General features: G+C 49.3%; 27 protein-coding genes. All 27 read left to right on the top strand.

The features are described from left to right. Positions 1-278 precede the first annotated feature (278 nt). The gene (locus tag AC4IE8_RS06280; RefSeq protein WP_490790576.1) at positions 279-1,634 is read left to right on the top strand and encodes a sugar ABC transporter substrate-binding protein; all 1,356 of its coding nucleotides are present in this window, start codon (positions 279-281) and stop codon (positions 1,632-1,634) included. A 45-nt stretch (positions 1,635-1,679) separates the two neighbouring features. Continuing rightward, complete coding sequence (locus AC4IE8_RS06275; protein ID WP_490790575.1) at positions 1,680-2,564, top strand: carbohydrate ABC transporter permease; 885 nt, start codon at positions 1,680-1,682, stop codon at positions 2,562-2,564. Beyond that, the gene (locus AC4IE8_RS06270; RefSeq protein WP_490790574.1) at positions 2,561-3,391 is read left to right on the top strand and encodes a carbohydrate ABC transporter permease; all 831 of its coding nucleotides are present in this window, start codon (positions 2,561-2,563) and stop codon (positions 3,389-3,391) included. Before AC4IE8_RS06275 ends, AC4IE8_RS06270 begins: the two co-directional genes overlap by 4 nt. A 15-nt stretch (positions 3,392-3,406) precedes the next feature. Beyond that, positions 3,407-4,510 (top strand): ABC transporter ATP-binding protein, encoded by a 1,104-nt coding sequence (locus AC4IE8_RS06265; RefSeq protein WP_490790573.1) that lies wholly within the window; start codon positions 3,407-3,409, stop codon positions 4,508-4,510. Between the two features lie 478 nt (positions 4,511-4,988). Then, a complete protein-coding gene (locus AC4IE8_RS06260) occupies positions 4,989-5,825 on the top strand; it encodes a ParA family protein (RefSeq protein WP_490790572.1) in 837 nt (278 codons plus the stop codon). Beyond that, positions 5,822-7,894 carry a ParB family protein gene (locus AC4IE8_RS06255; protein ID WP_490777400.1) on the top strand — a complete coding sequence of 691 codons (2,073 nt, stop codon included), beginning with the start codon at positions 5,822-5,824 and terminating at the stop codon, positions 7,892-7,894. The genes AC4IE8_RS06260 and AC4IE8_RS06255 overlap by 4 nt, the downstream gene beginning before the upstream one ends. A 72-nt stretch (positions 7,895-7,966) precedes the next feature. Then, a complete protein-coding gene (locus AC4IE8_RS06250) occupies positions 7,967-8,545 on the top strand; it encodes an STY4526/YPO1902 family pathogenicity island replication protein (RefSeq protein WP_490790571.1) in 579 nt (192 codons plus the stop codon). Next, positions 8,538-9,809, top strand: coding sequence for a hypothetical protein (locus AC4IE8_RS06245; protein ID WP_490777398.1), 1,272 nt, complete (start codon positions 8,538-8,540; stop codon positions 9,807-9,809). The genes AC4IE8_RS06250 and AC4IE8_RS06245 overlap by 8 nt, the downstream gene beginning before the upstream one ends. A 373-nt stretch (positions 9,810-10,182) precedes the next feature. Beyond that, entirely contained in the window at positions 10,183-10,650 is a 468-nt protein-coding gene (locus AC4IE8_RS06240) for a hypothetical protein (protein WP_490790570.1), read from the top strand. Between the two features lie 301 nt (positions 10,651-10,951). Continuing rightward, positions 10,952-11,215 (top strand): hypothetical protein, encoded by a 264-nt coding sequence (locus AC4IE8_RS06235; RefSeq protein ID WP_490790569.1) that lies wholly within the window; start codon positions 10,952-10,954, stop codon positions 11,213-11,215. Positions 11,216-11,318: 103 nt separating this feature from the next. After that, entirely contained in the window at positions 11,319-12,143 is an 825-nt protein-coding gene (locus AC4IE8_RS06230) for a PFL_4669 family integrating conjugative element protein (RefSeq protein ID WP_490777395.1), read from the top strand. Between the two features lie 160 nt (positions 12,144-12,303). Continuing rightward, positions 12,304-12,828, top strand: coding sequence for a hypothetical protein (locus tag AC4IE8_RS06225; protein ID WP_490777394.1), 525 nt, complete (start codon positions 12,304-12,306; stop codon positions 12,826-12,828). A 690-nt stretch (positions 12,829-13,518) separates the two neighbouring features. Beyond that, positions 13,519-14,130, top strand: a complete 612-nt coding sequence (locus tag AC4IE8_RS06220) for a DUF3577 domain-containing protein (protein WP_068995023.1) — start codon at positions 13,519-13,521, stop codon at positions 14,128-14,130. Between the two features lie 910 nt (positions 14,131-15,040). Beyond that, positions 15,041-15,514 (top strand): hypothetical protein, encoded by a 474-nt coding sequence (locus AC4IE8_RS06215; RefSeq protein ID WP_490790568.1) that lies wholly within the window; start codon positions 15,041-15,043, stop codon positions 15,512-15,514. Further along, positions 15,444-16,199 (top strand): TIGR03759 family integrating conjugative element protein, encoded by a 756-nt coding sequence (locus AC4IE8_RS06210; protein WP_490790567.1) that lies wholly within the window; start codon positions 15,444-15,446, stop codon positions 16,197-16,199. Before AC4IE8_RS06215 ends, AC4IE8_RS06210 begins: the two co-directional genes overlap by 71 nt. Next, the gene (locus AC4IE8_RS06205; protein ID WP_490777391.1) at positions 16,196-16,729 is read left to right on the top strand and encodes a lytic transglycosylase domain-containing protein; all 534 of its coding nucleotides are present in this window, start codon (positions 16,196-16,198) and stop codon (positions 16,727-16,729) included. Before AC4IE8_RS06210 ends, AC4IE8_RS06205 begins: the two co-directional genes overlap by 4 nt. Next, on the top strand, positions 16,729-18,942 hold the full coding sequence (gene traD / locus AC4IE8_RS06200) for a type IV conjugative transfer system coupling protein TraD (RefSeq protein WP_490790662.1): 2,214 nt from the start codon (positions 16,729-16,731) through the stop codon (positions 18,940-18,942). Before AC4IE8_RS06205 ends, traD begins: the two co-directional genes overlap by 1 nt. Then, positions 18,942-19,655, top strand: a complete 714-nt coding sequence (locus AC4IE8_RS06195; protein WP_490777390.1) for a TIGR03747 family integrating conjugative element membrane protein — start codon at positions 18,942-18,944, stop codon at positions 19,653-19,655. Before traD ends, AC4IE8_RS06195 begins: the two co-directional genes overlap by 1 nt. 10 nt (positions 19,656-19,665) lie before the next feature. Continuing rightward, positions 19,666-19,965 carry an integrative conjugative element protein, RAQPRD family gene (locus AC4IE8_RS06190; RefSeq protein WP_068995018.1) on the top strand — a complete coding sequence of 100 codons (300 nt, stop codon included), beginning with the start codon at positions 19,666-19,668 and terminating at the stop codon, positions 19,963-19,965. A gap of 3 nt (positions 19,966-19,968) precedes the next feature. Then, positions 19,969-20,211 carry a DUF3262 family protein gene (locus tag AC4IE8_RS06185; RefSeq protein ID WP_490777389.1) on the top strand — a complete coding sequence of 81 codons (243 nt, stop codon included), beginning with the start codon at positions 19,969-19,971 and terminating at the stop codon, positions 20,209-20,211. A 21-nt stretch (positions 20,212-20,232) separates the two neighbouring features. Beyond that, entirely contained in the window at positions 20,233-20,631 is a 399-nt protein-coding gene (locus AC4IE8_RS06180; protein WP_490777388.1) for a DUF2976 domain-containing protein, read from the top strand. Positions 20,632-20,697: 66 nt separating this feature from the next. Continuing rightward, the gene (locus tag AC4IE8_RS06175; RefSeq protein ID WP_083226240.1) at positions 20,698-21,066 is read left to right on the top strand and encodes a DUF3487 family protein; all 369 of its coding nucleotides are present in this window, start codon (positions 20,698-20,700) and stop codon (positions 21,064-21,066) included. Then, the gene (locus AC4IE8_RS06170; RefSeq protein WP_490777387.1) at positions 21,063-21,704 is read left to right on the top strand and encodes a PFL_4703 family integrating conjugative element protein; all 642 of its coding nucleotides are present in this window, start codon (positions 21,063-21,065) and stop codon (positions 21,702-21,704) included. The genes AC4IE8_RS06175 and AC4IE8_RS06170 overlap by 4 nt, the downstream gene beginning before the upstream one ends. Then, positions 21,701-22,561: a TIGR03749 family integrating conjugative element protein gene (locus AC4IE8_RS06165; protein WP_490777386.1), complete on the top strand. Its 861-nt coding sequence runs from the start codon at positions 21,701-21,703 to the stop codon at positions 22,559-22,561. Before AC4IE8_RS06170 ends, AC4IE8_RS06165 begins: the two co-directional genes overlap by 4 nt. Before the next feature lie 11 nt (positions 22,562-22,572). Further along, a complete protein-coding gene (locus AC4IE8_RS06160) occupies positions 22,573-23,946 on the top strand; it encodes a TIGR03752 family integrating conjugative element protein (protein WP_490777385.1) in 1,374 nt (457 codons plus the stop codon). A 17-nt stretch (positions 23,947-23,963) separates the two neighbouring features. Then, on the top strand, positions 23,964-24,410 hold the full coding sequence (locus AC4IE8_RS06155; RefSeq protein ID WP_490777384.1) for a TIGR03751 family conjugal transfer lipoprotein: 447 nt from the start codon (positions 23,964-23,966) through the stop codon (positions 24,408-24,410). A gap of 15 nt (positions 24,411-24,425) precedes the next feature. Further along, positions 24,426-24,875, top strand: a complete 450-nt coding sequence (gene ssb / locus AC4IE8_RS06150; RefSeq protein ID WP_068995010.1) for a single-stranded DNA-binding protein — start codon at positions 24,426-24,428, stop codon at positions 24,873-24,875. Positions 24,876-24,949: the final 74 nt, after the last annotated feature.

The raw sequence follows: 24,949 nt of genomic DNA, 5'->3' as shown, positions 1-24,949 counted from the left end.
GGATCAAGATGGGAGGGGTAATCACACCTTCCGGGTCACCTGGTGGACATCTGTGTAGTGGCGTAGTCTTTTCTCTAATCAATCTACTATTCTTGAGAGACGAACTAGCAATGACAGGCTCTCAAATTGCCGATCTCATCCACAATTTATTGTCTCTGTTTTAAATCCGCTATGACCTCGTTTTAAGGCGCTCCAGCCGACTGTCCAGACTCCTCCAGGATCGGGTTAGGGTGAAATCCCCGAAATGCGATGACCATAAATGAATATATCATGCATTCATGAAACGATTGCCAACGTCTGATACCCTGAGGTTGCACAACTCATTAACAGTGATAAAAAAATGGACTATTGAGGCTATGTGGAAATATCTTTTGATCGGCTCATTGGCGCTAGTCATAGGCTGCAGTGATCAGCAGGATCATCAGTCGCCTGACCTGACTGTACTCATGGTCTGGGCACATGCAGGTCAGGCAGCTGAAAGAAAGGTGCTTGAACAACAAGTAAAACGTTTTAATAGCTTACAGACAGAGATACAAGTCCAGCTTACATTTATCCCTGAGCAGTCCTACAATGCTCAGGTGCAAGCAGCTGCAGTCGCTGGCGAACTGCCTGATATGCTTGAATTTGACGGTCCCTTTCTCTACAACTATGTCTGGCAAGGTCACTTGGAACCTTTGGATAAGTTGCTAAGCGCGAAGTTGCAGGAAGAACTTCTGCCGTCAATTCAAAAGCAGGGCCATTATCTTGGCAAATTTTACGCTGTTGGCACTTTTGACTCCGGACTAGGACTATATGCAAGGCGGAGTGCACTCAAGGATTCCGGTGTACAAATTCCATCCGGGCCTGATAATGCCTGGACAGGCGACGAATTTGCCACTGTGCTGGCAGCACTCGCCTCTCGTGATTCTGACGGTAGGGTATTGGACCTGAAGCTTAACTATTCAGGCGAATGGTTTACCTATGCTTTCTCCCCATTACTGCAATCAGCCGGGGGAGATCTTATCGATCGCAACGACTATCAATCTGCGGAGGGGGTTCTGAATAGTCCTCAATCGGTAAGGGCCATGAAGGCTCTGCAGCACTGGTTTACCCGTGGCTACATAGATAGCAATGTGGATGATGCTGCCTTTGTCAGCGGCCGTGTTGCACTTTCGTGGGCCGGACACTGGGAATACTCTCGCTATGCAGAAGCGCTGGGTAGCGATCTTGCCCTTTTACCGCTGCCTGACCTTGGCAAGGGTTCGCGCACAGGCCAGGGTTCTTGGGTATGGGGTATCACAAAGCACAGCAAAAATCCTCAGGCAGTCGTACGATTGCTCGAGTTTCTGCTCCAGCCAAACGAGGTCCTCGTGATGGCTGCAGCCAATGGGGCAGTACCGGCCACTCGCACGGCCATCGCTCGCTCGCCATTGTATGGCGACAAAGGGCCGCTGCAACTGTTTACCCGGCAGTTGCAAGGGGGATTTTCCGTACCACGTCCACAAACGCCTGCTTATCCAGTCATTACATCGGCTTTTCAACAGGCTTTCATCGATATACGAAACGGTGGTGACATACAAAACGCGCTGGATAAGGCGGCGGCTGAGATCGATCAGGACATTCGTGATAACAAAGGTTATCCTCAGGTGGATTGAACAGAGGTCGCCAACCAGATCGTGCCGATTATGAGACAACCGTTATTGGATAGTCGGAATTTTACCGCCGCCTTTATGAGTGCCCCGGCACTAGTAGGCTTGTTGCTGTTTGTTGCGGTGCCATTTCTGTTCGCTGTGGCGCTCAGCTTTACCAACCTCCGACTCGGTTCGCCACTACCCCTCGAATGGATGGGGTTCGAGCAGTATCGCCGTATCTTTTCCGACCCTTCTTTCGTTCGCGCCCTGCTGAATAATCTGGTGTTCGTGGTCGTGGTGGTGCCGTTGCAGACTGTCTTGGCGCTTGTTCTGGCATTACTGCTCAATCGACGCTTCTACGGCACCACATGGTTCCGCACTTTGTTCTTCATGCCCGTAGTGTTCCCACTTTCATTAGTAGCCGTTGTCTGGGTATTGATTTTCGCACCGGGACCCAATGGAATGATGAACGCTTTTCTGGATCTGGTCAGCTTAGGTAGCTGGACCCCACGTGATTTCCTTCATGATCCGTACTTTGCGTTGCCGGCGATCATGTTGACCTCGATCTGGCAGGGTACCGGCTTCCAGATGGTCATCCTGCTTGCCGGCCTACAGGCCGTTCCAGCGGAGCTCTACGAAGCCGCCGCTATTGACGGCGCCGGCCGTCGGCAGCAATTCTGGCATATCACGCTGCCTCAACTTCGCAATACGTTGATCTTCGTCGTGCTGGTGACCACCATTCTTGCCTTCCGGTTATTCGATCAGGTGCAGATCATGACCCAAGGTGGTCCTTATGATGCTTCCACCACTGTGATGTTTGAAACGGTAGAAGCCGCCTTTGCGCGTCAACAGGTGGCGCGAGGCGCAGCCATGACCGTGATCTTGTTTCTGGTGGTGTTGTTGATCACCTGGCTGCAACGCCGAGTCGCTCGCCAGGAACGGGAGGTGACATGACGCACCGTTCGTTCCTCCCAATGATTTATTTGTGCCTTTTGCTCTTTGGGCTGCTGTTTATCAGCCCAATTGGTTTCATGCTGGCCGGCAGTTTGAAGCCGGATGCCCGGGTTTTAGTGGAGGCGGGGGATTGGCGTGCCTTCTGGCCTGCCGGGGTGACGCTGGATAATTATCGGGATGTGTTTGCCCGCGTGGACTTTGCCCGCTACCTGCTTAACTCCCTGTTCATCAACGGGATGATCGTGGGAGCGGGGCTGTTGGTGAATTCCCTGGCCGGATACGCCTTTGCCCGTCTACTATGGCGCGGGCGTGAACTACTATTCGGTCTGGTGTTAGCGGTGATGATTATTCCCCTCGAGGCTATTGCCGTGCCCCTTTTCTACATGGTGTCGCTGGTCGGTTGGCGTGATACGTATATAGTGCAGATCTTGCCGTTCATCGCTAATGCATTCTCCGTCTATCTGTTCTACACCTATTTCATCGGTCTGCCGCGCGAACTAGAGGAGGCGGCGCGTATCGATGGCGCTGGAGTGCTACGCACCTATTTCAGTATTATTCTGCCCAATGCCAAGCCGGTTTTCGCAACCGTTGCAATATTGACCTTCCTTTCCCAGTGGGGCGCCTTTCTCTGGCCGCTGATGGTTACCAGCAGCGAGACCGTGCGACCATTACCGTTGGCCATTGCCACATTTCATAGCCTGCCGCCACTGCAATGGGGGGATATCTTAGCTTTCGGTGTGATGATGGTGCTACCAATTCTGGTGGTGTTCCTGCTGTTTCAGCGTTGGTTCGTTCGCGGTGTTGCCCACACCGGTATAAAAGGGTAAGGGGGGTAGGGCGCTATGGCCGACGTTGAATATCGACATGTTGATAAGATCTTTGAAGAGGGCACAAAAGCCCTCGAGAAGTTCAGTCTAGCAGTCGAAGATGGGGAGATGATGGTGCTGGTGGGGCCGTCGGGTTGTGGTAAGTCGACAGCCTTACGGCTGTTGGCAGGATTAGAAGCAGTGACCAATGGTGAGCTGTTGATCGGTGGCAGGCTTGTGAACGAGTGTTCACCACAACACCGTGATATTGCGATGGTGTTTCAAAATTACGCGCTCTACCCACACATGACCGTACGCCGAAATCTTGAGTTCCCCCTGCGGATGATGAAGCTGTCCAAGTCCGAAATAGCCCGGCGGGTTGAGGATGCCGCCCACTTGTTGACACTCACGGATCTACTGGAAAAGCGGCCTCGGCAGTTATCAGGTGGTCAACGCCAGCGGGTCGCTATGGGGCGTGCCATGGTGCGTCAACCACAGGTGTTCCTCATGGATGAGCCACTCTCCAACCTGGATGCCAAGCTACGTACTCAGATTCGTACGGAGATCATCCGTCTGCAAAAAAGCTCGGGAGTCACGACGATCTACGTCACTCACGATCAGGTTGAAGCAATGACATTGGGCGACCGCATAGCGATACTCAACGCGGGAAAACTACAACAGGTAGGACCACCGCAGGAACTCTATGACCATCCTGCCAACACTTTTGTCGCGGTCTTCCTGGGTAATCCTGGCATGAACATCTTTGATGCGACGCTGAACAGAGATACTGGGATGCTTCAACTCGCCGCCGGTGCTTGGCAGATCCCATTCGAGCCGTTGTTGGCACGTAAACCCTCACTGTCAGAGTACATGGAAGGACCAATGTTGGCGGGCCTGCGTCCGGAAATGTTTTCAACATCGACTTCGGGTGCCGAGGTGACCGTAGAAAGTGTCGAGTCGCTAGGACACGAATGTCTGGTATATTTCACGGCATCATGCGTAGTACCTGGTAGGGATCAGAAAACACAGGTCGCTCGCTTGCCTGGCCCAGCACTTTATGAAACAGGGAATAGCATCCAATTAAGCTTCGACCCGGAACGGCTACACTTCTTTACAGCAGACGGCGATGCAATAGCTTGATAGCTGTAATCGATAAAGACAGAAACCCAGAATAGTGGCCTCCAGACCATCCATTCCGTGTAATAACAGACCAACACCCAATTAAAATCCGCAACTTTATATTCCTTGTATAACAGATGTTTAGAGCCTCTATGGACGTACTCCTACGTGAAATGTAGACACTTCGTGTCAGGGGATAATGGTAGATTTTGCGTAGCGTGACGTTATTATTGCTCTGGTACCATGTCATGTGGTTTTGGAATGAGGGATCATAGCTCTGACGTATAAGGCATTAAAATATACATTAAAAAACAGGGATATATAGAACATACTTAATAAATATAATTAACTATATTCTCCTGAATTAGCAAATTGCATATATGTTCATAATGTATATTACAGTCGTCGAGAATTAGTATGTAAAATATTGATAACTTAGATATTTCCAGTGCATTAGATTTTGGTTTTTCTCTGGCCTTATAACAGTGAGAAAATCGATATGCACGGTACTATATTGACAGTTTGTAATCCCAAAGGCGGTGTGGGTAAGACCACAATAGCTGCCAATCTTGCCGGCCTTCTGGCCGATCTTGGACAACGGGTTTTGCTCATTGATGGCGATACCCAGCCTACCGCATCCAGCTACTATGCCATTGTACAGCGAGCCCCCCAGGGCCTCACAGGCCTAGTACAGATGCCATACACATCCAGTGGCAGTATAGAGCTGGATCAATTCATCTCAAAATCTTCTATCGATCGTCTGGATGTGGTGATCTCAGATGACCCAACTGGAAAACTATCCACCTGGATTCAACAAACCCCCGATGGTCGAACGCGCCTGAGAGCCACCTTACGAAAGGCCACACATAACTACGACATCATCATCATTGACAGCCAGGGCGCAATGACTTCGTTGCTTCAGGCAGCCGTGATAGCCGGTGATATGTTGCTTTCACCGGTTCCCCCCAGACTGATGGACACCCGGGGGTTTACCCGCGGTGCTGTGCAGCTCATGCAAGACTTAGCACCCCTAAAGGACCTCGGGATCCCCATCGGTAACCTCTTTGGTTTGGTCTACCGGGTTGACCGAACTAACGACAGTCGTAATTACGCAAAGATTCTAACCTCCATGGCATGGGAACAATACCGAATTCCAGTTCGGTTTCTTTCAACCCTGGTGCCCGAACGCGTTGTCTACCGAGAGGCCTGTACGGCTCAAACGCCAGTATCCCGTATGGATCCCCATGCACGCGAAATCATGTGTGATCTCGTCACTGAGCTTTGGCCTCATCTGTCGGATACCGCACAAGCACATTCTCAGGGGACGTCGAAATGAGCAAGAAACAGCCCACTCAAGAGGAGTTACTGGACAAGGTTTTAGTCGGTAATTTTTCCAACGAAACGCAAAGCAACCTGATTCCACAGGATGGAGACACACTGATCCTGCATCCTACTCAACTCACCCCCTATGACCGAAACCCCCGTCGGGTACGAAATCGAGAATATGACTCGATCAAGACCCAGCTTTTGACTCAAGGCCTCCAAGAGGTTCTGTCAGTTACACAGCGCCCCGGTATGCCCCCGACTCAATTCATCCCGGCCAGGGGTGCCAATACTCGCGTGGAGATCATCCTGGAGATATTCGAAGAATCGGCAGATGAACGATTTTTGCAGATTCACTGTCGTTACAAAGCTTGGAAATCCGAAGCCGATACGTACACAAGCCACATGGCTGAAAACGAAGTCAAAGGTGACATCACTTTTTTTGATCGTGCCTCTTCAGTCATGAAACTGAAATTGATTCTCGAAGAGGATACAGGTATTCCGTACGGGCCGAGAGAACTGATTAATTACCTGAAAGACGAAGGTATTAAAAAAATAACTCGAGCCGATATCGCCCGCTTCAAATATACCTCAGAACAGCTTCAGCACGCCTTAGTTAAAACCCTATCGTTAGGCTTGGGCCCCCGACAGGTTGATGCCATCAGTAAACTTCATGAAGCCGCATCCATGCTGTGGGAAGACGCCGGCGAAACCGATGATTGGGATCCTCTGTTTCAGGGGATTCTCAAAAAACTGGATCAGCGCGTAAAGACGCTGGATGACTGGTCCTACGACCGGCTGTTTAAGGAGGTCGCCCGGGAACTGGGCAGTAACGATACTCAAGGGATTGAGCGCGCCAAGGCCGGGCTGGAATTCGTGTTCGAGACCGGCCAGCTGCCCGAAAAACGCGAATACAAGCCCTTCAAGGCCCATGATGATGCCGGTACTGGCGAGATCGAACCGCCACAATCGACGACCAAGCCAAGTACGCCTAAATCATCATCAGCACCCAAGCCGTCATCACCATCGAAACCCAAGGTTGAGCCACCTAAAGCACTGGAGCAGACACCACCCAGCGATACCCCGGACATCTCCTTCCTTCTGGAAGAGACGGAAGAGGACCCAGATGATCGGCCGGAGTATTTCGCGGACGATCCCCTCATGCAGATTGCGAACACTGAACTGGAAGATGACGAGGCTTTACGTGGATTGGTGCCGGATGAGGATTTGTACATCGATGAAGACGGCAAAACTCACTATCGGCCCAAATTCCGTGAACTAACTGATGAGGAGGAGGAGGCCAACACCAGAGCCAATCTGGAGGTTTGGCAAAAACATAAAGCGGAAAATCCGGAAGGACCTGAGCTAACGCCAGAGCAGAAGGATCTCATGCGGCGCCGGGAGGCTTGGTTGGAGGGATTGCAACGGGACCGGGAAGAAAGTGGCCGCACCCGATCCACCAGCATGCTGGTCGAACGAGCGATCATGAATTTACGGCATCTCCCCACGGAACGACTGCACCATGACGCTTACGCCTCGGCACGCCGTATCTGTTGTGAATTCTTCAGGCAGGAAATAGCCGACCATCTGGTTCAGCCGTTCAACCGTGGCGTTGGTTTCTTTGTCGCTGACTGGCCCAGGGATCTGCCGTTAAATGAGGAGAACCCTATCCTGGCCTACCTGCAGTTGGCGACCTGGCATTGGTTGGTCGTGGCCAGCGGCCAGCTCAAGATTATTGAGCTGGGTCAGCTCCCACAGGAAATCCTCACATCGCCTTTTGGCCAGATCCTCGATGACGTCTTTGACAAAAACTTCGATGGTGGGGACTTGCTGTTCCAGCGGATTGGCAACGCCATCGCCAAGCGCGTTCAAATTGAGCCGAGCATGTTGCTGATGCATGACCTGATGCTCCATGCCCCGCTCAATTTCAGCCTCGAGCAGATGATCATCAATCGGGCCAATAATGAACTCAACCGGCGTTGTGTGGAGAAATTCGACACGGGGAATTTGTTCCTTTTCGAGTCGAACTGGGATCGACAATACGGCGATCAGAAGATCGATAGCTTAAATCGTTATGAATAGATTTACACGATTTGGTAGGAAGGCGGCAAGGTGGCCGCATAGTGATAGAGGGAGAACCCTATGGGTCATCACATGGAATCTAACAACACAATCGACGACATCAGCCTGTCAAGAGCGGCTTTTGAGATGTTGTTTCGGTATCACAGCAGAGGCGAGGCAGAGAGTTTGGAAAGACTGGGGATTGATCTGGATCTATTGATCAGAGTTAGGGGTCTGTCGAGCGAGTCCTTTCACCGGCTGCTCACTCGAATGGGTAATTTCGTCAAATTTCGCCTGGATAACCAGGTGTTGGATATGCATCTGCAGATAGAAGAGAAACATATGGAAGCCCAAGCACAAGCACGCCAATTGATTATCAGGGGCGCCCCTTTCCCGATGATTCGCGAGCTGTATGGCTGGACGCGGGAAGCTTTCCATTTTGAACGGCGCCTCGCCGGGTTGACCAACCTTCAGTCTCGTGGGCGCCCCCCACTGCCGGCAGACGATATCGGTGACCACATCGCTCAGGCCTGGTATGAGGTCATCGGTAGCGATCGCTCAACCCCACAGTCCGCGCAAGACTGGCTGGCACTGGCAACGGTCAGTGGCACAACCCTTTCAGAAATATGGTTTTGGTATTGCAATGAGCTCAAGGAGATCACCCATGGCTGATGATCGTGTTGATCTGTCGGTTAGGCATTCTGGAATACCCCATCAGGCACTCCCCACGGGGATATTTATCGACCCGACGCTTAAAGCGACGGATCGGAATGTCCTTTGCGTCTTTCGGACGCAGATGAGCGAGGTATCCAAGATGGCCATGCCGACCTACCGAGAGATCAAACGCATGGCCAATATCGGCTCCGATGCGACTGTCTCCCGAGCGATCAGCATCCTTCGACTTACCCGATGGATCATCAAGGTCGGAGATATCCGCGACGACGGTGGCCGAATTGTCCGGACAGCCTACGACATCTGCGACGAACCCGAATGTCTGCAGACCGTCATAAAAAGAGATACAAGATATTTGGGTTTTGTAAAGCGCATGCATTCTCATCACCATCCGGCGGTGGTCCACATAGCGAAATCGGTCCAGGACGGGATTGACCTGTTTAGCGATCTGGTCGCTGATGGAAAGCGATCAGTACGCAGTCTGTCGCCGACGGAAAAACAGGAAATCCGTGAAGAGTCCCATGAGAATCTTAGGCAATTCCAGCAAGGTAAAATCGAGAAGGTTACCTATCACGCTGTTGCATATTCCAACAAGATTAGCACCCTCGATGAGGAGGAATTACCGACAGAAGCCAGACTTCAAAAACTGAAGTCAGGTACAGGAGGGCAGGATTCTGAACCCAGACTTCAGTTTTTGAAGAGCCAAAAATCCCTGACTTCAAAAACTGAAGAGTATTGTAGTAGTAGTAGTTTTAATACAACTACTACTACAACGGGCGAGAATCGAAAAACTTCAGATGCTGAGCTTTTCTGGCCAACTTTGCTGATGTCAGAGCTCAACGACAGTGAACGGGCCTTGATTTTACGCAGATTGAGTCTCGTAGAGGGCCAGGATCAGCAGCCGCTCATCAATCAACTCACCGGACGGATGATGGATTGCCATCAACCTGATCTTGAGGATCCGGTCAAGTACATGTTCTGGCTGATCAAAAAACATCAGGAGGGCGAGGAGGTACTGACCTCTGCCTCTACTCGCGATTACCGAAAACCGTCAGGCGACATTTCAGCGAGGGTGCAGAAGAACGATCTCGAAACGCAACTGCGGGAAGTGAAATCCAGAATCGGATCGTTGAAAACTCTGATGGATGGTCACAGTGCCGGTAAGAACCCAGCGCTTCATCAGCAGCTGTCGCAATCGCTCCAACGGGAGGAGACTGCATTGCAGGCGTTGACCGAAGAGATGCAGCAAATTGCAGAAAATTAACAAGCTGGCCCACCGTGGGCCAGTATGTGAATTATCAACATAATAGCTATGTCACCGACCTAATGACGTAGGTAATTAACAAACTTGCCCATTGTGGGCAAGAGTGAGAGATAACAACACTATGGCACAAAGTATGGGTATGAAGATTCCATTCAGCTTGCTGAAGAAGCGAAGCGACTGTCATCCGAGTAAACGAAAAGATGAAATTGCTAGATTTGGAAATCCTGAATTTCAGATTCAAGTCTGCATTCTCTTGGAGCTTATCTCTGTAAATTACACCGTAAAGATTCTCCAAGATAACAACTTGGCATTGGCAATTGTTCGTGGAGTAGCTATGTATCAATCTTCGAAATCTGATACTGGTGAATGGGTTTTGACAGCAGATCAGTGGGAAGGATTGTCCGGGCTGAAAAGACATCGATTGGATGGGGCCAAAAAGCTCTTGATGGACAACGGAGAGTTACAAGTTGATATCAGGGATTTTCCACCTAAATCCTACTACCAATACTTCTACCCACAAGAAGACCTGGAAGTACAGAGTGAGTTTCAGTATTACCACGAATTGGCGCATCTCCTTGGCCATGATGCAACAGCTTTGTTTGGCTGGTTACTGGAACTCGATAAACAGTCCGAAGCCCAGGGTTACTTCTTCCATCTCAAAATGGCAGATATCCAACAGTCCCTGGGACTCTCCCGGTACCAGGTCGATCAGGCCCGTAAAAAACTCATCGAACATGACCTGCTCAAAGAGCGGTTCTGGGGTATACCCGCCGTGCGGGAATTTCGGTTGCGACTGGATGGCCTGGAGCAGCTGGTAGCCGAGAAGGGAGCGTTGGAATGACTCGCACATTGAGACAACTCAGGTGGAGCGACGGACTGGTGAGGCTGTCCTGGTCGCCAAACAGAGCGACAGCCCCTGCCGTGGCCATGGCAGGAGGTGCTCCGAATTCTTGGCTTCAGAGCGGCGCCGGGTGTGCGTAGAGACTCACATTTAGGCGTGCGTACAAAAGGTACCACCGGTGACAGGACAGACTGCAGTAGATGCCCGATGGCTCACAGTCTGCTGATTTTGGGTCCGACGCTCCACCTGAGTTGTCTCAGAAGTCGGTTTTATTGAATCGATGATATCAATGTTAACAGCGATGGAGAACATACAGCAGCTGCTCCAAATCCATGCCGAAAAAGGCGTGCCGATGGAGATGAGCGTACCGTTCCTGCTTAAACTGGCGGGAAGAGGCGTGGAGGAAACGGCCAATGAGGCAGGGTTCACTCGTACCCATTTCTATCTGACATTGAGAGGAGAAAGAACCCCACCTGAAGGTCTGCGACAGCTACTCGAGAAAAGACTGGGACAGGATCCATGGAAGGTTTACAGAGAGACAGATGATAGAAATTTGGCCCAGTAATCCAACTGCGACAAAAGACAGCCGCTTGGAATCTTTTCTCGGATACCTGGCGCAGTTTTCATGATAAGACGTAGTTGAACGACCGAAATTAGGAGCAATGATCATGGTAGATGCTAGTAAACAAGATCCACAGTCCCCAACCACACTGCAGACCATTGATGCAGACAAACTGGACAAAGCCCGAGTGGGTCGACTGCAGGCGAGCTCAACTCTGAAGTTGGAGACGCTGCAGAGCCAGCTGCTCTTCAATGGGCGTCGCGAAAAAGAGAAAAAAGATCGGATCATTGGGCTGCGTGGATTTGGCTCACTACTGACGGCAGTCTGGCATGGCGCAGTAAAAGACTGCCCTTGGGCATGGGAAAAACTGCTCCAGGTCGAGGAAACACTGAAACGTCAAAAAGCGCTTATTGAGGAGCTGACCCAGACGGCTGATCAGTCATTGGTGTCTGCGCCAGGTCTTAGTCATTCTGAAGCTCATAGCATTGAACCGCTTATCGTCGAAATTCGATTTTCGACACCCTATTCATACATCGGCGCCAGTTTGCTCAGTGAGTACGATCGGCTGGTACGACTGGCGATGCAGGCGCAACATGTAGGTCGATTGGCAGATAAAGAGGCCTTTCGATTGATTCACAAGGGTGGCCGTGCGGTTCGAGGTGCCTTTGAATCGGCATTTGGCTACAAATTCTCTGGCCTAACTACAAACGATCTGCTTCAGGGCAATGCTAAAGCGAAAGAGACTGTAGCAAAGCGAGGCCAAGTGTCTGATGCTATTCTCAGAGGTCTGAAGAGACCGGAATTTACCCCAAAACCTGTGGCAGCCTTCTCCGCCCGTTACTACAGCTACCGGATGCCTGCAGCAAAGACCGAAGAGAATTTGCCGGAAAACCATGACCGACTTGATAACAGGAAGGCCATGACCAATTAGAACTCCCTCCCTTTAAGGGTAAGGGAGGGAACCTCCCTTCAATTCATAGATGTCTGCATCAAGGGTTTTGTGATTGGGAATGACAAATAAGAAAGACTTAAAGTAGTATTCGATAGGTAGATAAATGTTACAAACAATCGCTCCTACAATGGACAACACAATGAAGAACATCACTGGATATGGCAATGATGTCATCTATCCTGAGTCCCAGAGGGACTGGGCGGAGTTGATAGAATACCCATTTCGTACACTTAAAGAGCTCGAAGGCGCGATTGAGGCCGCCGATGCTCAAGTTAAGCATTTGATGGAAGTGGCACGTATCTTTCGAGATCGAGCTAACGTGGAGCTGGTTGGTGTACCAGTTGTTAAAGGCACAAAGGTTCAGGGTAAATATGTCTCCCCTTACTACATCGCTTACTCGTTTGACCGTTCCTACAATATCCTGAAGTGGCGGAATCACCGTACTGATGGTAAAGGCAATCTCCTCAATAATCGCCGTCGTGCTCAATTATCCGATGAGATGTTACTCCAGTGCCCGGAAGAACTTAGAGAGAAGATGCTGAAATTTGAGCGTCGGCGGATCGAGCTTAACTATGTGGCAGGCGTCGTCGCTTTCAAGCGTGCTCGGCTCGAGAAGGTTCTGGAGCAGATCCGATCTGTGAATGCTCTGAAGAGCCTCGTTTAGTCTGAATGTTCTACAAGGAACATTCATCGCGTTTTTCTTGATGGTCGCTGTCGCAAATATTGTCGGCCATCATTGGATCAATAACTTTTACTGTTGAATTCCTGGGCCAAGGTATCTGGTGTTTGCTATTGGAATGCTGCGCCAGGACCTGACAAGCGGGTAATCTGGTTCAGATCGCGGGCGCTCGATTAGGGATCGAGCGCAAAGGGGTGAGCGAGAAAGGGCTTTTCAGCAAAAGGGACATTCGTGTGCTGCGGCAGATCTCAATCGGCTTGGTGCTACAATCTACCTTTGTCAGGATTCCAAGCGCACTGCGACAACATGGCCAGGAGCGTGTTCTGATTCTGAAACAGTTCATACAATACCTTTTCACTGACCTAGATCTCGTTTCAGTAGGCCGAAGGAATGCAGTAAATCCATCACGATTTATTGACTGAATTTCAACTTGTGCTTGACAGATACTGTGGTCATCAGCTACTAATTTAATTGTAAAGCGATTTTCTTACCGACGTATCCCGGTATATGGATACAACTGCAGCACCTGCTGCACCCACCAAGTCATCGCTCCATCAGACTTGGCGCTTTTAAAGCGGGAGTTCTTTCCATATCACTCAACCCTCAGGGGACAAACCATCCCTTGTGGGCATTGGTGCGTCTTCTGATTTTTTTCGATTAATTAGGAGATTCACTATGAGCACTTCCAACAATCTGTATTTTGATCTGCACACTACTGGCCTTGGTTATTTGGGCAGAGCCCGTGAAGTCAAACCAAAAGCAGGCCAACGGTTCACACCGTTTTGGGCGGTATCAATTTCTGCTTTTCATGGTCCTCGTGATGCCATTTCTTATGTTTTCTTTGATGTGAAAGCAACTGGCGCAGAGTCAGAGAAAGTCATCCAGGAATTTGAAGATGTTATTAATGATAAGGAACACAAAGTTCTTGCCGGTTTCAATATTGGTGATATGTACCCAGACGAACCTTACGAAAAGGATGGTAAGTTGCGTGTCACCCTCAAAGGCCGGTTACTTCGGATCATGTGGGTCAAAGTAGATGGAAAAACTGTTTACTCCGCTCCCCAACCATCCGATACTGAAGGAGCGAAGGATGACGACCAAACGCCTGCAGCAGTTTCAGCTGATCAGCAGGAAGCGAGTTCGGAATCCGATAAAGTTGACCAAGCCCATTCAGAGACCACTAGTGGCCCCATAAATGGTAATGCGTACAGCCACTCTCCTGTGACAGACGGACAAGGATTGCCTGGCAGTTATTCTGTTAACATCCAGATGCCGTCTGAGTCATAAACCAATTGGAAATATCATGTTTCCTTGAAGAAAGCCCACACTCTTGAGTGCGGGCTTTTTTTTTGCAGTATTGATCAATATCTTTTTTAGATGGTTCAAGCATTGTCATATCAAGGTTATACTGAACTGGATTTCATACCGCCGCGCCTCGGTATATTGGTGCACCATAGCGGCCTTGCCGCACCCAAGACTGTAACCGCACCCTGAAAATACGGTCGAACCTTCGGGTTGGGTGTTGATACCAGGTATCTCCGACAAGATAATCCTGGTTTATTAAGACGCCCGTGAAGCGTTATCTTCAACGATAAGCACCGGAGGGTTTTTTACCCTTCGGTGCCCCTTACAGCTACGTCCTACGGTCTTCCCGGATGATCTTGTATTGGGGTCATGCGGGAAGACCATAGGTCTTCTTTCAGCAAAGCCGGTCGCCGTGGCCGGAATTTACGCGGCACCCTTTGTACGCAGTTAGCGTGCCTTCTCGATTGATCTGTCCGGCTTAAATCAGATCGAATGCGACTGGGTTGTAGCGAGAACCTTTGCAAAGGCCTTTCTTTAATCGAGCTGACGGCCAATTTAATTCGCATGGCCTGACGTGATTTCCATCCCGGCCAGCCCTTCGCTGGCCTTTTTTCTGCCTGCAATAAATGTTTTTGCCGCAAAAACTTTTTCCAGCGTCTTTTCTGATCTTTTGTGGCAGCCTAACCACGAGACTTGATATCTGGACCTTAGCCATGCGAGTGAATCAATGAGAGTAAACGTTTTGATGCTGTTGTTCGCAGTAATTGTTACACAAGATTGCCTGTCTCACGGATTGGATGACGTCGCTGCTGTAACAGACCGTGACGCTCGGTACACAGGCTATCGGAAAGCCCCGCCTTCTCCTGGCCAGATCAATCCGCTAGAGGCCCCAATGGGGCGTATTGCACCCGACTCTCTAACCGTTGAGCGTGCAATGAAGGATCTGCTTGCCGGTACCAGCTACACCCTGACGCAGGGCTTTACCGCGGATCCAGAAATTCGTGTGTTGCTCGACGCAAGGCTGCCCCAGCACCAACGATCTCTCAAGCATTTCTCTGTTATAGAATCGCTCGCGATCATTGCAGGGAATCCTTGGTTGCTGGTTGTCGATCCTGTTCATAGGATGGTTTCATTTGAATTACCTTATCCCTACCAAGACGATCCTATTGTCACCAAATCTGGGCCACACAATGGCCTGAAACTCCTGGGTTTCGAAGAATCAGAAACGAAGTCTGAACAGATTTATCCGCTCTCTCTCAGTGACAACTGTAAAACCATCTCACGTGATATGACGGTTGCCTGGCCTCAGCGTGTTTATTGGTGTTACCCCCACGCATACAACAAACGAGGCCAGTGTCGTGACTAATTATTTCTCTTCATTTTGCTCGACCTCCACCCGTGCTTTGGCGTTCTTCCTGAGCGCCACTTTTTTTTCGATCGCGTATGGTGATGAGGTCAAACAAACCGGTGTTGAAATATCAAATCTCAACTCTACCGCTGTTAATGCAGAGGCAATGGGGTTTGATGGTTGGGGACTGAGTGAGACCGAGACTGAGCGATATCAGCGCATCATGAAAGGCCCTCGAGGCAATTGGACGCCAAACCTGAGTCCACTGCAGGTACTCGGAATCAATGCTGAGTCAGTTCAGGAGCGTCAACACTATGCTCGACGATTGGCCATCATCGAGCACGATCGACTTGTGCGTGAACGCGCCTTTGAAAAAGCCTACTTGGCTGAGTACGCAAAGCTCTATCCGAATGCGCCTCTTTATGAGGGAGCCCCAGCCTTTGCGAAAACAAAGAAGGTAAAGCACCAAAGAAAGCGGGTTAATATCACGCTTCCCTGCGATATTCAGTCTGTCTGTTACAAGCGAATAGCACCAACCCTGGCAAAGGCGACGTCTAAACCGGTGGATCTTTACTTCTTTGGCGTCGAGTCAGTCGATGACATTCAAACCTGGGCGAGAGAGATCGGTATTGATCCTGATCGGGTGAGGCAAAAGCTCATAACTCTGAATGTTGGCGAAATAATGTCATCGTCTGGCGAATGATGTTTATCTCCTCTACAAAACTAAGATTTATTTTCGCATTGACGATGATGCTTGGGGCGTCGTCTGTCTCATCGAATCAGAGTATCCCCTCGCGAGAGGAACTCAAAACCGTTGCGACGTCAATTGCTAAACACTACGGCCTATCAGCGGATTTGATTCACGCTTTGATAACCGTAGAGTCAGACTGGCAGCCTTCTGTGGTGTCTAAGAAAGGCGCGGTTGGGCTTATGCAGCTTATGCCGGCCACTGCTGAGCGATTTGCAGTCGTGGATTCCTACGACCCTTATCAAAACCTGCAGGGAGGAATGCGATATCTACGTTTTCTGTTCAACAGGTTCCATGGCCGGCTAGACCTTGTCTTGGCAGCATACAATGCCGGTGAGAATGCTGTTGATCGATACAATGGCATACCCCCGTATTCTGAAACACAAGCGTATGTCCATAAAGTTCTAAAACTGTATGGCGCTCCAGCGTTTCCTGTGAGATCAGTACGTCGAATCAGAAGCTATCACCTGATGAGGGTCATGTGATGGCGGTAGGAGGCAATTTCCCGCTTCAATCACTTCTCAGGCCACCTGTGGAGCTCTATACAGCGATGGTAGCTGTACCGATCGGGGGTCTTCTGATTTACAGCCCCTATATCACCTTGTTAACACCCACTACGGCTATGACTTCTGGGGGGTTGATGATACTTGCCGGGTGCTGGCGCGCTATACAGGGATTTAAGGTCATCCGGTACCGAAAACGGTTGACTCGATTGCCTCGATACGCCTTGACCAGTCATAAGATTCCTGTTTCTAAACGAAAGTTGTTCTTGGGGAGAGGCTTTGTATGGAAACAAATGCACGTTCAGAGACTGAGAGATATCCGCCTTTTTGGAGATCAGTACACGCAACTATCTGGTATGAATGCCTGGATACGGTCGCGTCCCATCGCCTGGGAGACTACTTGGCTACTGAAACGCGTTGGTGATGCACTACTCTGGGATAGTCCGTTCAATCCCCGGCGTCCACGACCCGATATCGGCGGAAAACCTGAGATCCATGCGGTTGGCCTGCTGGAAGGTGAGCGGGATCAATACCAAGATCTCTCCGAGCGGGTAGGGCACACCCTGGTGCTGGGTACCACTCGCGTTGGAAAGACTCGTTTGGCCGAGATTCTGATTACTCAGGATATTCACCGAGGGGATGTGGTGATTGTCTTTGACCCCAAAGGGGATGCGGAATTGATGACCCGTACCTTCGTTGAAGCACGCAAGGCCGGCAGGCCTTGCTATATCTTTCATCTCGGATATCCAGACATCAGTGCCAGATACAACGCTGTAGGTAACTTCGAGCGTGTCACAGAGGTGGCGACTCGGATATCTGATCAGCTTCCGAGTCAAGGTAATTCTGCTGCTTTTAAAGAGTTCGCCTGGCGATTTGTCAACATCGTTGCTCGCGCACTTGTCGCCTTGGGTAAACGACCTGATTACAACCTGATATCCAGATACATCTTTAATATCGATCCGTTGTTGGTTGAGTATGGAATGATGTCACTGGGCCTGAATGGTGACAAGGGTTGGGAACAGCATGTTGCAATGCTTGAATCGAATGTTGACGAAAAGAAGCTTCCGCAAGCGCTTAAAGGTCGGAATCATACGGCGATTGCCATCCTTAGGTACACGCAACAGAAAGAAATCTATGATCCTATCTTGGAAGGCCTATTAGGCGCATTTCGATATGATCGAACCTACTACGACAAGATCATTTCGTCTGTGGGTCCCTTACTTGAGAAGCTAACAACTGGCCAGGTCGCAGAACTCATTGCACCGAACTACTTCGATCTCAAGGATGAACGCCCCATCTTTGATTGGTATTCTGTCATACAGCAGCGAGCTGTTGTTTATGTCGGCTTAGATTGTCTTTCCGATGCAATCGTCGGGGGAGCGGTCGGCGCCTCGATGTTTGCCGATTTAACGTCTGTCTCAGGCCGAATCTATAAGCATGGTACTGAATCCCAGCTACCCGATATCGGTGAGGCTGATCCAAAACTTCCTCCACCCAAAATTGCCCTCCATGGTGATGAATTTAATGAGCTTGTGGGATCTCAATTCATCCCAATGATCAATAAAGCCGGTGGATCCGGATTTCAGTTTACCGGTTACACGCAAACCGGTGATGACATTATTGCCGGAATTGGTGATGTGCATAAAGCTGGTGTGATTCAAGGCAACTTTAATACGTTGGTAATGTTGCGTGTAAAAAATAAACAGACCTCAGAATTTTTGACGAATCAACTGCCATCAGTACAAATAAGCCAGCATATGTTGGTCAGTGGTGTCAATGATAGCTCTGACCCAGATTCTGATACTCACTTTACATCTCGCAATGAAGATCGCATCACGACGCAAGATGTGCCGATGCTCGAGCCTGCAGATTTGACGGCTTTGCCAAAAGGCCAGGCCTTTGCCTTTATAGAGGGTGGAAAGCTTCTCAAATTACGTCTACCGCTGCCTGTGAAGGAGAAAGATGATCTCCCGTCGGATATTAAGCGGGTAGCGCAAGCAATGCGAGAAACCTACAAACCAACGACACCTGAACATTGGTACGCAAAAGCGGAGCCAGATTGGTGGGGAGGAGGGCAAATCACCTCAAATAATGATCAGCATTCGTCTGGCGCTAATTTCAGTGGCGCGTTGACTGAGATGGGTAGTGACTCACCTGACGACACCAGTCACAGCAACGATATGATGGGTATCTAATGGCCAGTACAGCAACCGCGTCCAATCATCCTCAGCACAAAAAACGAGAGATCCGTGAGCGTCGGACTGGCGTGATCAGTAATACCTTTAATCTGATCATTTCACTCTTAGGTTGGATGGTGCTTGCCCTAATCTTGAATATTGTTGTTGAAGTGGCGGGCATTGCGTTCAACTGGTGGGAGTTAAGTGGGTCACAACACGCAAGACAAGTGCTGGTTCAAGAGCTGAATTGGCTGAACAGTGACTTCAAGCAGGCCTTAGGTAATCCGCTTTCAATCGCACTCACTGCGAGTAAAGCGTTTTATCAAGTCATTTGGGTTTGGGACGGTGAAGATTTTGGCCAGGCCATACTGGGATCTATTGGCAGTGGTTCCCTTTACGATTATTTCAGAGCTGCCCTATGGACGATTCAAGTCTTTGCCGTCAGGTTGGTGGTAATTCTGTTCTCATTACCGATTTTCATAGCGTTTGGCCTCGTGGCATTGACAGATGGTCTGTTACAACGCGACTTAAGACGATTTGGAGGAGGGAGAGAGTCCGGCTATATCTGGCATCACGCCATGAGAATGCTTAAACCATCGATTATCGCACCGGTGGTCATTTACTTGGGCCTTCCGATTTCAATACACCCCAACCTGGTAGTACTGCCGTTCGCGGTGATCTTTTCCATCTCGCTATGGATTGGTGCCGCTTGGTTTAAAAAATATCTCTAAGGAGTAATCGATGAATCGTTTTGGGATGATTTTAGTGAGTGCATTTTTATCGGTGCCCAGTTGTGCTTTGTTTGCTGATGCTTCAGGAGAAAAAGCATCATTACAAAGGCTTGCTTGGGAAGTTCATGCCATGGAGCAATTGCTGCAAGAAGCAGAAAGCATGGCCGATCCTGCCGCCCGTTATCCATTTCGTTACGACTATTTGCGCCAGGATTTGTTGACGATCAGGCATGGTATCGAGGCCTACATCAGTACACCACAAGACAGGCCTGTGAATCTAAACAAACTGAAAGGAAACTATAGGCGCTAACTCATGGGCAATACCCTTGCTTCAGTTATTACGGCTTTTGAAACCTATGCAGGATCCAGTGCGGCCAGTATTGCTCAATATATTGTGTTTTTTCTAGCGAGCTTGTTTTTTGTTTGGACTGCCTTTCAATTGCTTGGTTATTACAGAACGTGGGTATTAGGAAGTTTTACTTTTTTTGAAATGGCAATGTATCTGTTGAGAAACATGATTCTCTTAGTCATTGTCGTTGCTTTTATTCTTCAATAGACGTTCAGGAGGACTTATACGATGACACATGTAAATAAATTCATTAACTCGATGGTTGGAAATCCAGGAAGCCTTTTCTCAGTGATTTTGATGTTCGTTCTGATCTCTCTGTTGTTTCTAGCACCAGAAGCCATGGCGACTCAACCTGCATTACCCGATATTGGATCGGGTGGTGCGGATGATTTATTGGAACAAAGTGCAGGTACCACCCAACAAGGTATGTTTTATGCCATTTGGGTCGTTGGCATTCTACTGATATTTGTACCGGCGTATTTCCTCATCGGTGCTTTTGCTGATTGGATGAAAGGTCGTAAAGAGCTCGGCGAAGTCGGTGCGGTGATCATTGTCGGGGTTGTGATTGTTGTTGCAGGCATGTGGTTACTATCAACCGCATCGGACCTCACAAACACAGGTATTTAAACAAAACACAAGAACAACAATGGTCGGTTGACTGACCATTGTTGTTCTTAACCTCGGATAGACGCTATGAGAGAAATTCCAGATTTAGCACCAAATCGTATGGACCGCGTTCCGATTGTTGTTATGAGCTGTACTGCCAAAGAAGTGGAGATGGCCTTTGGTGTATCGCTCGTAGCCAGTATCGTACTTGGTTTAATAAGCGGTATTTTTTTTGGAATGGGAATCGGAGTCACGATTGGGGCAGTTATATTCCTTGGTGGATCATTTGGCACGATGCGGATACTGGCCTATGTAAAGCGAGGTAAACCGGAAGGCTATTATCTCCAACAAATGCAGATCTACAAACAGAACATGGGGTTTGGAAAGGCGCCATTTATCTATAGACCTGAGTACTACGAAGGATTTAGAACCGCTTTACAAGGAGATAAAGGATGAAGAATGGATTATTTACATTTGAGAATCCATCGGATAATCAATCCTCCGCCATCCGAATGTTGGGTCGGGCGTTATTTTTACTGCTGATTATCAATGGTGGCAGTATTGCGACGACATTCTATGCGCTTGAAACAATTGAGGTGTCACTCCCACCTGACCCCAGTAAGGGGGCATTACTCAAACGCGGTCAAAAGGATGAGACGGCCATCTACACCTTTGCGCTTTGGTATTTTCAGGATTTACAACACTGGCCTGAAGCAGGGCAGACCGATTATCGTAAAAACATCGACAATCTGATTCCTCTGTTAACGCCTGAATACAAAGGATACCTAGACCGTGATTTCAATCGCCGTAAAACAAAAGGCGAGCTTGCAAATCGAATTCGTCACATCGAACCCTTTGTCGGTATGCACTATGACGAAAAAAGAGTCCAGTCCTTGGGTTCTGGTGAATGGCTTGTCATCGCTGATTATGTCGTCAAAGAGTGGTACTTGGGCCAAGAAATCAAAACCGTACCGCTTCGGTATTATCTTTCAGTCAGTGAATCTTCTGTGATTGATGATAATCGATTTGGACTCAGACTAAACGGATTTTATAAAAACCCAGAAAGTATCGCTGTAAAAGAGGGCCAATCATGATGTATGCCATTTTTAAATCCATCGTCAGCTTAGGGCTCCTGCTTTTGGTGAGTACGGTTTCTGCGCAAACGATCACCCCTGAGCGTGTGATCTATCGTGGAGATCCGCTGCCCATATCATTATCGATAGGACATGAACGGAGAATAACCTTTGATCATCCGATTTATGTGGATGTCCCTGAATCCTTAGCAACGCTTTCGACCCAGATTGTCGGACCCGATCTCTATTGGAAAGCCAGCAGCCCGTTTGATTCGGTCAGAATTGTCGTTGGCGAGGAAGGGGGTAACCGGATATACCTCATCAACTTAAATGCCGTGCAACAAGACTATGCTGCGCCTCAATTATTAGTCTCGGATAATCGAGCCGTTAAAAGTGATGACAACAAAAGCATGGAGCAGGAGGTTGCCACGGTATCTGACAACCTATACCCAAAAATCGGTTTTGGCGGTCTGTTTCGTTATTCAGCGAAGCAACTCTACGCACCCCATCGGTTAAGAGAAGCTGGCCAACACAATAACCTCACCAATGCGCCCATACCTGAGGGCCGAATACATCACTTAATTCGAAAACATAAAGTGATCACAGAACCCATTAAAGCCTGGCAGAACGATGCCCATTATGTCACAGCCTTGTTGGTTACTAACACTACTGATCGGCCAATTACCCTGGATCCACGAGAAATCCGAGGTGAGGTTCTTGCGGCACGATTTCAAAGAAACCACTTAGAACCGCTGGGAAGCATGGGTGATGCGACAACGCTTTTCTTAATTAGCAAGAGACCGCTCGCAGAGTCAATCAATGGCCATGCTGTGCGCATTGATTCTCGCTCGATCGACCGTGCTCACCAAGAAGACTGAGGAGAGTATTCGTGAAACTAAGTGGCAACAAGGCGCTTCCAGTACTGGGTGCAGCTACGGTATTAATGGTTGTTCTGTTTATTCTCTATATCAACAGTAACAAGCAAACCACCAACAGGGCCGGTGGTTCGAACATTGATACTGAATTTGGTAATGCGATCGCGGTTTCACCCGATGGGGATTTACCCGAGCATACCCTGAATAAGCTATCCACGGATATGAGTGAGTTTAAGGATTTACTTAAGGGTAATAATGAGCTTGTTACAGAATCCATGGATGAATTCAACCTCATCAAGCGAGAAATCAACCAACTCAGGGCCAGTAATACCCAACTCAAAAAAGATCTCGACAAGGCCAAAAAACGGTCTCGCCAAAACAGTGGTTCTGATACGGACGTTGATCTCGATGAAATAACAAAAAAAGTCATGGCAAAAATCAATCGATCGGAGTCGTCGACACAAGGCCGACAACCTAAATACCCTGTTGCCGGCGCCAGCATGGACCTGACATCAACGAAACGAATCCATGGATTAGACGTGGTTGTGGATAAGAAGGGTGGGGTAAAAAGCATGCTTCCCGAATTCATGAATAAACCGGACCTCAACAATGTCTCTCTGACTAACCCGCGAGGTCATCGAAACGAAGACAAGGGTACCCCTGTCTATACGTTACCAGATCTCAGCATCTTGAATGAAGCCACTGCGGTAACGCATATGATCGGTCGGGTGCCAATCAAAGGCGACGTTACAGACCCTGCGCCTTTCAAGGTGGTGCTCGGCTATGACAACCTGGCCGCAAATGGACACAACATTCCCGGGATCGAGGGGATGTTTATGGAGGGGCACGTCTGGGGTGATGCAACACTCTCGTGTGTCAGGGCCTATGTGGAACGGGCGAGTTTCGTCTTCAAAGACGGTCGTATTGTCAATTACCCAGAAAAAAAGAGCGACAAGAACAAAAAAGGTGGTAGCAAAGAATCCATCGGTTATTTGACGGATGACTACGGTTCGACCTGTATTCCCGGAAAGTACATCACGAATGCACCTCGCACGTTAACGGCCAGGTTTCTCGCAGATCTCGCCACAGGTGCTGCGGATGCTTATTCCAACAAAGAAGCTACCAGTGTCGTCTCTTCTACAGGTGGCATAACAACCGCTGTAACGGGCAATGATGGAAAGTACGTCATGGGTCAAGCCATCGCCAGTGGTTCACACGGCGTTTCCGACTACATCCGGAATCGAAATCTCGATATTTGGGACTCCGTGCTTGTGCGAGCCGGCATGAAAGTAGCGGTTCACCTCCAGGCGGAAATTCCCATCAACTACTCGAAAGAGGCCCGAAAAATATCCTACCTGTCCACGGCAACCGGCAGCATGACCGACTGATAAGAGGAGCGCTCACGATGAATTTAATTTTACCGATGTCCATGATGGCTCTGCTCTCGCTGATCGGCTGTGCCAATCAGCCACCCAAAGACCTCTCAGAAGGCCCCACCATGCGTGAGGTATTGAATCAGCATATCGGGGGCGGGGGTGCGTTAAATGGACCTATTCGCCGTCTCGGGAGGCCTGACACCTATAACATGTCTGGTTACACCCGAACAGCGGCAAACGAAACACGGAATCTCTTCGCTCGATTACCAAATCCAGATCTCTGTTTCTATGTCTATCCACATCTCTCTCAAGAGGGCCTGCCGGTACCGGGATATTCCAGCTGTATCCCCATGTACGAAACCACTCACTACGCGTTACCTGGTGAGATCGGTACACAGCCACTGCTGTCACGGCCACCCGGGGGGGTGCGCTATCAAGACAAGCGGGAGACGGAACAATCACTACTCGACTACTGAGTCAAGGAGCTATCAATGGCAAGAGGCACAATCAATAAAGTCATACTGATCGGTTATTTAGGCCATGATCCAGAAATCCGGTATATGCCAAAAGGCAATCCGGTCGTCAATGTGTCATTGGCGACTACTGAGTCCTGGAAAGATAAGGAGAGCGGCGAACGACGAGAACGAACCGAGTGGCATCGGGTGGTCCTTTTTAACCAACTGGCTGAGATTGCGGCTAAATACCCCAAAAAAGGTTCACAGCTCTATGTCGAGGGGAGTAACCGTACACGTGTGTATAAAAAAGACGGTGAGGATCGATACATCACGGAGATTATCTGTACCGAAATACAGATGTTGGGCAAGAATCCTCAATCTTTATCACCAAATGGTGCCGATGAAACCGGTATCAGTGATTCGGAGCTGGCTCACTATGAGTCCCTTGCCGAAGTGAGTGGCCAGAGCGAACCGCCGTCTGAATAGCTCGTTCTGCTGTCGTGGTGGAGTTAGAGGCCAATTTCCTAACCCATCATACCGTTACTCAAACTGGGTTGACT

It is taken from the genome of Candidatus Thiodiazotropha sp. AKAK2, assembly GCF_058244685.1.
Note: the sequence above shows the minus strand (reverse complement) of the source record. Positions and strands in the feature narration are given on the sequence as shown.